We start from the raw sequence: 7,261 nt of genomic DNA, 5'->3' as shown, positions 1-7,261 counted from the left end.
AACGGTTCATGCGTGTGTAGACCGTATGCCAGTTGCCAAAGCGCTTGGGTAGGCCGCGCCATTTGCAGCCATGCTCGGCAACGTAAAGGATGGCGTTGACCACTTGCAGGTTGGTCATGCTGACATTGCCGCGCTGCGCCGGCAGGCAGTGTTCGATCAGAGAAAATTGTGCTGGCGTGATCTCCATGCCCAATAGTTTAATCGCTCGGGCCATTAGTGTTAACAGGCCCTAGTTGGTACGTCGTCAGGCCGGCGACCACAGCGCCGCTGCGCCTCACTACAACGGTAGCGGCGTCGATGCACTGACCAACGCACGACAGGCATCTAATGCTCGCAACGACCACCCAGACGACACTCGCCCACCGACGCCATCGCCATGCCTAATGGCATGGCGACCCGGCGCCCTGGCCCTGGCCTTGGCCTTGGCCGTTCTTCCATCGCGCAGGCCAGCGTTCCAGTCCCCCTCAATCGTCGAGCGTGCCGAGATCCTTGGCAGCGGCCTGTGCACCTTCCAGGCTGTCGAACGCCACGCCGGTGTCGCCGACCACGTACTTGGTCAGCTCGCCGTCGCGTGTTGTTTCCAGCATCTTGAAGATCGGCACCGCATCGGTGCCGCCGACGCGTTCTTTCTGCGTTGTCATGGGTGATTCCTCCAGTAAAAGCGCCCTGCGTGGGACCCGTGTCCCGTCGCTCCCGGGCGGGAGCGCAGACGATTGGACCCTAGCGCGGCAGTGCGTGCAGTCGCGTGAATCCGCAGGCGGCCCCGACTGCCAGGATGCGACGCAGGACGATCGGAAAAAAATCACAGCCGCTTCGCTCCGCACACGCGCGCAATGCACGCGTGTGTCGTACATTCGCGACGTGCAGCCTCATCAGTCCATGCCGTGCGTCACCAATCGCTACGTGCGCCACGTTCGCGCGCGCTCCGGTTGGCGTGCACCTTCCATCTGCCAAAGCCTGCGTTGGCGGCATTTCTGCAGGGGCCGTGCGTGAACCGGCAGCGCAGCCGTCGCGGGTGGTGAAGTGAAGCGCCAACGCATCATCAGTGTCACCGTGCTGCTGGTGTTGCTGAGCGCAACGCTGCCGATCGGCCTGTCCTACTACCTGGCCTGGCGGCTGGCGTTGGCGCGCGAAGAGGGCAGGCTGAGCCAGCTGGCTGCGCTGTCGATCCGGCGCACTGAAACCGCCTTCGACGAGGCGCATGGCATATTGTTGAGCATGGCCGCCTCGCGGTTGCCACCGTGCTCGCCCGCGCACCTGGCGCAGATGCGCGCCTTGGTGCTGACCAGCCACTACATCGTCGAGCTGGGGCGCTTTCAACAAGGTCGTCTCAGCTGTACGTCATGGGGCCAACTGCGCAACACCATTCCGCAGCGCACGGCCGATTTCGTGGTCAAGCGCGGCATCTCGGTGACCACGCGGCTGCTGCCATTGGCCAATCCGCAGCGTCCGCTGATGGCGCTGCAACTGGGCGAATACAACGTCCTGATCAACCCCGACACGCTGGCCGACATCAATATTCCGCCTGGCCTGCAACTGGCGATCGGCACGCCGGACGGACAGATTCTCAGCAGTACCGGCACCGCCGCCGAACACTTGCTGATCGACCCCACGGCCAAGCGCGAGCCAGGCGATCTCATGCTGTCGCAGGTGCTGTTCGGGCGCGACCGTCGTGGCGATTGGTCCGCGGTGGTCACCGAGCCGGTGGCCTATCTGCGCGGCCCACTGGCGGCGGCGCGGTGGCAGTTGGTGCCGGTTGGCATCGCCATGGCACTGCTGCTGGTCGGTGCAGTGCTGTGGGTCTCGCGGCGGCGGCTGTCGCCACTGGCGCGGCTGGGAATCGCCGTGCAGCGCGGCGAGTTCATCGTGCACTACCAACCGATCATTGCGCTCGATAGCGGTGCCTGTGTCGGTGCCGAAGCGCTGGTGCGCTGGCAGCAGCCCGACGGCGTGCTGGTGCCACCGGACGCCTTCATCCCCCTGGCCGAACAAAGCGGCCTGATCCTGCCGATCACCGATCTGGTGGTGGCCGAAGTCATCCGCGAACTCGGCCCCACCCTGGCCGCCGATCCAGCGCTGCACGTGGCCATCAATGTCTCCGCCGACGACATCAAGAGCGGCCGCGTGCAGGGCGTGCTGGCGCAGGCGTTGCGCGGCACCGGGGTAGACAGCGGCCAGCTGTGGGTGGAGGCGACCGAACGCAGCCTGATGGACATCGATGCGGCACGCGCCACCATCACCCATCTGCGCGGTGCCGGCCACACGGTGTCCATCGACGATTTCGGCACCGGTTATTCGAGCCTGCAGTATCTGCAGGGCTTGCCGCTGGACGCGTTGAAGATCGACAAATCGTTCGTGGACACCATCGGCACCCATTCGGCCACCAGCGCCGTGACCGCGCACATCATCGAGATGGCCAAGACGCTACGGCTGCGCACCATCGCCGAAGGGGTCGAGCGGCAGGAACAGCTCGATTATCTGCGCGCCCATGGCGTGGATCTGGCGCAGGGCTGGCTGTTCTCGCGCGCGTTGCCAGCCACTGGTTTCATCGCCTATCACGCACAGGCGCGCAGCGCGACGCAGTAAAACCGGCAACAAAAAAGGCCGCCATTGGCGGCCTTTCGATGTCGATCACGCGTTGTGCAATCCGATTACGCGCTCTGCAATGCACCACTGCTCTGCCGCACCGGCTTGGGCCGGCTCGGAAAGGCATGGCGCACGATCCGCCACATCACCTGACCGAACTGGCGCGGCAGCGAGCCGGTGTTGTAGTGCTGGCCGTAGCGCGCACAGACCTGCTTCACTTCGACGGCGATCTGCGCATAGCGATTGGCCGGCAGGTCTGGATAGAAGTGATGCTCGATCTGGTGGCTCAGATTACCCGACAGCACGTTCATCAGCTTGCCGCCGGTGAGGTTGGACGAACCACGCAGCTGACGCAGATACCAGTGGCCACGCGATTCGTTGCGGATGGATTCCTTCGGGAACACTTCTGCATCGGCGGTGAAGTGGCCACAGAAGATGATCACGAACGTCCAGATACTGCGCAGCACGTTGGCGGCCAGGTTGCCCAGCAGCACGGTCAGGAAGAACGGGCCAGCCAGCAGCGGAAACACGATGTAGTCCTTGAGCATCTGGCGCCCCATCTTGCGGCCGACCGGCAGGAACGAGGCGCGCAATTCGGCCGCCTTCATCTTGCCGGCGAACCAACGGCCCAGACGCAGGTCCTGGATCGCCACGCCCCATTCGAACAGCAGCGCGAACACCACCGCGATGAACGGCTGCAGCAGGTAGAACGGGCGCCAGCGCTGCTCGGGGAAGATCCGCAGCAGGCCGTAGCCGATGTCATCGTCCATGCCGCGCACGTTGGTGTAGGTGTGGTGCTTGAAGTTATGCGTCTTGCGCCAGTTGTCTCCGGTGGCAACGATGTCCCACTCGTAGGTGTTGCCGTTGAGCTGCGGGTCGCCCATCCAGTCGTACTGACCGTGCATGACGTTATGGCCCAGCTCCATGTTCTCCAGGATCTTGGACAACGCCAGCAGCAGCACGCCGGCGATCCAGGCCGGAATCAGCACGCTGTGCACGAATGCGCCCAGGAACAGCAGCGCACGACCGGCCACGCCGGTCCAACGCACGGCGGCCACGATGCGGCGGATGTAGCGCGCATCGGCAGCGCCCACCTGGCTCAGCACGCGCGCGCGGATGGCATCGAGTTCGTCGCCGAAAGACTGCAGTTCGGCAGCGGACAAGGCACGGTTATGGACTCGGCTCATAAAGATTCCTTACAGATCCAGGATCAGGTCGGTGCTCGGCGCACTGATGCACAGGCGCACCTGTGCGGTGGGTTCGTTGCTGCGCTCACCGGTCAACAGATGCCGGGTGGTGCCGGATTGGCGCGGGCAGGCGCAGGTATTGCAGATGCCCATGCGGCAGCCGTGTTTGGGCCGCAGGCCCTGCGCTTCCAGCCCTTCCAGCAGCGACTGGCCGCGCGGCAGGGTCAGGGTACGGCCGCTGCGTGACAGTTGGACCTGCACCTGCCCGGTCTCGGCCTCATCCAGTGCCGGCACGCTGAAGGCTTCGGCCTGAAATGCAGCCACGCGTCCCTGCAGACGTTCGCGCGCGGCCTGCACGAAACCGCCCGGCCCGCAGGCCATCACATGGCGCTGGTCCAGCACGGCAATCTGGTCCAACGAATAGGTGTCCACGCGTTCTGCAGGCGTCTCGCCTTCGCGGGTGGTCAGCAGTTGCACACGCAGGCGCGGATGCGCCGCAGCCAGCGCGGCGAATTCGTCGACAAAGCAGGCTTCGTCGCGCTGGCGCACCCAATACAGCAGGTCCACGTCCATCGGCATGCCGGCTTGCGCGGCGGCCTGCAGCAACGCACGCATCGGCGTGATGCCGGAGCCGGCGGCCAACAGCAGGAGCGCGGTAGGCGTGGTCGGCAACAGCATGTCGCCGAAGGCCGGGGCTAGCGACACCACCGTGCCCAAGGCCGCATCGCGCGCCAGGAAGCGGCTCACCAGCCCACCCTCGATGGCCTTGACGGTAATCGCCAGCCGGCCGTCGGCCAGCACCGTGGGGCTGTAGCTACGCAACAGGCGGCGGCCGTCGATCTCCACGCCCAGACTCACATGCTGGCCGGCCTGCAGGCCGCGCCAGTGGCCGTTGGGCTGCAACACCAGGGTCACCGCGTCACGACTGGCCGGGATGCGCTGGACCAGGCGCGCCACCGGCTGTTCGAGTGTCCACAACGGGTTGAGCCGGGTCGCCCAAAAATCGAACAGTTGCGGCGACACCAGCCGGCGCGCCAGGCGTGCCGGCAGCGGGGACTTGGACTTGCGAGGAGATGCCAGGTTCATGGGTCGCACTATACGCATGCATGCACAACCGTGTATACACTTGTATATTGCTGGAGGGGCTATGATTCAGACCCACGCCCGGCTGCAGCCTCATGACCTCTATCGCCCTGCCTTCCCACGACGCGCCGCCGTCCCGCAAGCCGGCGATTTCACGGGAAGATCTCATCGCTGCAGCGCTGTCCTTGATTGGCCCGCACCGCAGCCTGTCCACGCTGAGCCTGCGCGAGGTGGCACGCGAGGCGGGTATCGCGCCGAACAGCTTCTATCGCCAGTTCCGCGACATGGACGAGCTCGCCGTCGCCTTGATCGACCTGGCCGGGCGTTCGCTGCGCACCATCATCGGCCAGGCGCGCCAGCGCGCCACCTCCACCGACCGCAGCGTCATCCGCGTCTCGGTCGAAGCCTTCATGGAACAGCTGCGCGCCGACGACAAGCTGCTGCACGTGCTGCTGCGCGAAGGCGCGGTGGGCTCGGACGCTTTCAAGCAAGCAGTGGAGCGCGAACTCACCTATTTCGAAGACGAGCTGCGCGTAGACCTGATTCGCCTGGCCGCGGCCGACAACGCCAAGCTGCACGCTCCTGCCCTGGTGTCCAAGGCGATCACCCGGCTGGTGTTTGCGATGGGCGCGGTGGCAATGGATTCCCCGCCGGAAAAAGACCCCGAGCTGATCGAGCAGATCTCGCAGATGCTGCGCATGATCCTCACCGGCGCGCGCACCCTGGGCACGCACGCTGGCTGATTGTCTGCACTGACGTTGCCGCGCGCGTTGGCGTGCGGGTGAAAGGGACATCGCAGGCAGTCGGCGTCGTGCCAGACGACGGATCTTCAGCGACGTGGCGGGCACGGCATCGGCCTTGCGAGCCACCCTGATCCAACATGTCAGACCTCGCGTCACTGGGCGACATGCGGGCGCGCAGCACGCGCGATGAGGTGTCATCCCGTCTGCCATCGGCACATCGTCCTCTTTGCGAGGCGAAACTGGCCCGCAGCACCGACGCGCGACGCCTCGCCCAATGCTCCGCATGCGGCACCTCGGCGAAGCATCTGACTGCCCCATTCTCTCGAAGCGATGGAAGCATCGCAGGAGACGGCTTCCGTAGCCTACGAAAACCAAGAGGCAGCACGCAGCATGAGCGCGTCCAGTGTGTAGCTTGGGCATGGGCCACGCGACACACTGGCCAACAGCACGCCGCTTGAATTGCGTGACGATTGCTCGCCGCGCGCAGGGCTGGCTCGCTTGATCCTGGTTTTCGAAATCGTGTCATCGCCTGCGTCGACCATCCCGCGCAAGGGGTATGGCCTGCTACCGCTACGCGCTTTTGATTCTGTTTCCGACTTCCGAATCCGACCACCAGACAGATAATCCGAAAAATAATTGCATAAAGTGCTTGCATCACCAAAAAGACACGGGTAATGTTCGCGCCCTCGGCAGCTACGCCTGCACGTTTACCCAATCGATCTCATGTTCCTGCTCAACTCCGCCACATTCAATCGACTGCCCAGCGCGCACCGCGCGGCATCGTTTGTGCGCACGAAGAAAGCAGACATGCGCATCACCCTCTTCGACTGATGTCCTGACAAGGAGATCGGTCACCCGATCTCCGAGGCAAGCGAACGCCCTCGGATGCTGCATCCGGGGGCGTTTTCGTTATGCGTTCGCACCGACTCTTGCGGATGACCTTCCAGGCACCCGGGCATGGACTGCCCGACAACACGGACGTAGCACGCGATGAGGCGCGAAAGCGCTGTGCCCTGGTGCCGGGCACGGGTAGCGCGTGGTCATGCGCATACAAGAGTTACCGTTGAATAAACGGTAATCAGAAACATTGCGGAAGATATTCAGCGGCCTGGAGTTTATTCCAGCTGGTGCGCGCGGCGATGCCGTGGCGTATACCGAACTCTTTCTCATGTTTCTCGTTACGGGTATCGGCTCCTGGTGGAGCGGCGGCGCAAGCCGTAGGCCTGGTTCAATTCCGGAATACCCACCACTGGATAGCTCAATTGGTAGAGCAGCAGATTTGCAATCTGTTAGTCGCGGGTTCGAATCCCGCTCCATGCATGATCTTTCGGTCATTCCTTGGGACGCAAGTCCCTTTACGGAAACGCCCATGCCGCAGGCAAACAGGTATCCATCGCCTGATCGCCTATAGCAGCGGCGGCCTTGCCGGGCCCTTGCCCTAAGGAAGGTCTGAATAACGAGGCCTGAGAGTGCGGGATGTCGCGTCGTTCCGAAGAGTGGCGTTTGAATCTTTGGAATTTCGCCATTTCTGGCGCTTTCCGTGGGAATTTCCTGGTTTACAGGCGCACGCTCCCCATAGCCGGCAGCAACTGCTTTCGCTTCATCCACAGATTGGAGAGCGCAAACAAGGTCAGCACGTGTGCGGTGTTTTTGGCCAGGCCG

At 63.9% G+C, this 7,261-nt stretch carries 6 protein-coding genes and 1 pseudogene; 2 read left to right on the top strand and 5 right to left on the bottom strand.

The features are described from left to right. The coding region (locus F7R02_RS23325; protein ID WP_151210039.1) for a transposase at positions 1-187 on the bottom strand (187 nt) is incomplete at its 3' end. Between the two features lie 277 nt (positions 188-464). Further along, complete coding sequence (locus F7R02_RS23320) at positions 465-641, bottom strand: hypothetical protein (RefSeq protein ID WP_003486502.1); 177 nt, start codon at positions 639-641, stop codon at positions 465-467. Positions 642-1,023: 382 nt separating this feature from the next. Here F7R02_RS23320 and F7R02_RS23315 point away from each other — a divergent pair, with 382 nt between their 5' ends. After that, positions 1,024-2,586, top strand: a complete 1,563-nt coding sequence (locus tag F7R02_RS23315) for an EAL domain-containing protein (RefSeq protein ID WP_078589825.1) — start codon at positions 1,024-1,026, stop codon at positions 2,584-2,586. A gap of 65 nt (positions 2,587-2,651) precedes the next feature. Here the strand turns inward: F7R02_RS23315 and F7R02_RS23310 are convergent, their stop codons facing one another. Together F7R02_RS23310 and F7R02_RS23305 are read right to left on the bottom strand one after the other, a co-directional pair. Next, positions 2,652-3,773, bottom strand: coding sequence for a fatty acid desaturase family protein (locus F7R02_RS23310; RefSeq protein WP_003486507.1), 1,122 nt, complete (start codon positions 3,771-3,773; stop codon positions 2,652-2,654). A gap of 9 nt (positions 3,774-3,782) precedes the next feature. Beyond that, positions 3,783-4,859, bottom strand: coding sequence for a ferredoxin reductase (locus F7R02_RS23305; protein WP_167521096.1), 1,077 nt, complete (start codon positions 4,857-4,859; stop codon positions 3,783-3,785). A 92-nt stretch (positions 4,860-4,951) separates the two neighbouring features. Between F7R02_RS23305 and fabR the strand changes: the two genes are divergently transcribed. Beyond that, positions 4,952-5,599: an HTH-type transcriptional repressor FabR gene (fabR, locus tag F7R02_RS23300; protein ID WP_003486511.1), complete on the top strand. Its 648-nt coding sequence runs from the start codon at positions 4,952-4,954 to the stop codon at positions 5,597-5,599. Positions 5,600-7,155: 1,556 nt separating this feature from the next. Here fabR and F7R02_RS23290 read toward each other — a convergent pair. Continuing rightward, positions 7,156-7,261: pseudogene (locus F7R02_RS23290) on the bottom strand (IS5/IS1182 family transposase); the annotation flags it as partial.

This window comes from Xanthomonas cissicola, assembly GCF_008801575.1.
Lineage (GTDB): Bacteria > Pseudomonadota > Gammaproteobacteria > Xanthomonadales > Xanthomonadaceae > Xanthomonas > Xanthomonas cissicola.
The sequence above is the reverse complement of the archived record's forward strand: the minus strand, read 5'-3'. Positions and strand labels throughout refer to the sequence as shown.

Bases quoted from the DNA above. Each gene is read 5' to 3' on its own strand.
- fabR (WP_003486511.1), top strand. From the start codon at position 4,952: ATGACCTCTATCGCCCTGCCTTCCCACGACGCGCCGCCGTCCCGCAAG.
- F7R02_RS23305 (WP_167521096.1), bottom strand. From the start codon at position 4,859: ATGAACCTGGCATCTCCTCGCAAGTCCAAGTCCCCGCTGCCGGCACGC.
- F7R02_RS23320 (WP_003486502.1), bottom strand. From the start codon at position 641: ATGACAACGCAGAAAGAACGCGTCGGCGGCACCGATGCGGTGCCGATC.
- F7R02_RS23310 (WP_003486507.1), bottom strand. From the start codon at position 3,773: ATGAGCCGAGTCCATAACCGTGCCTTGTCCGCTGCCGAACTGCAGTCT.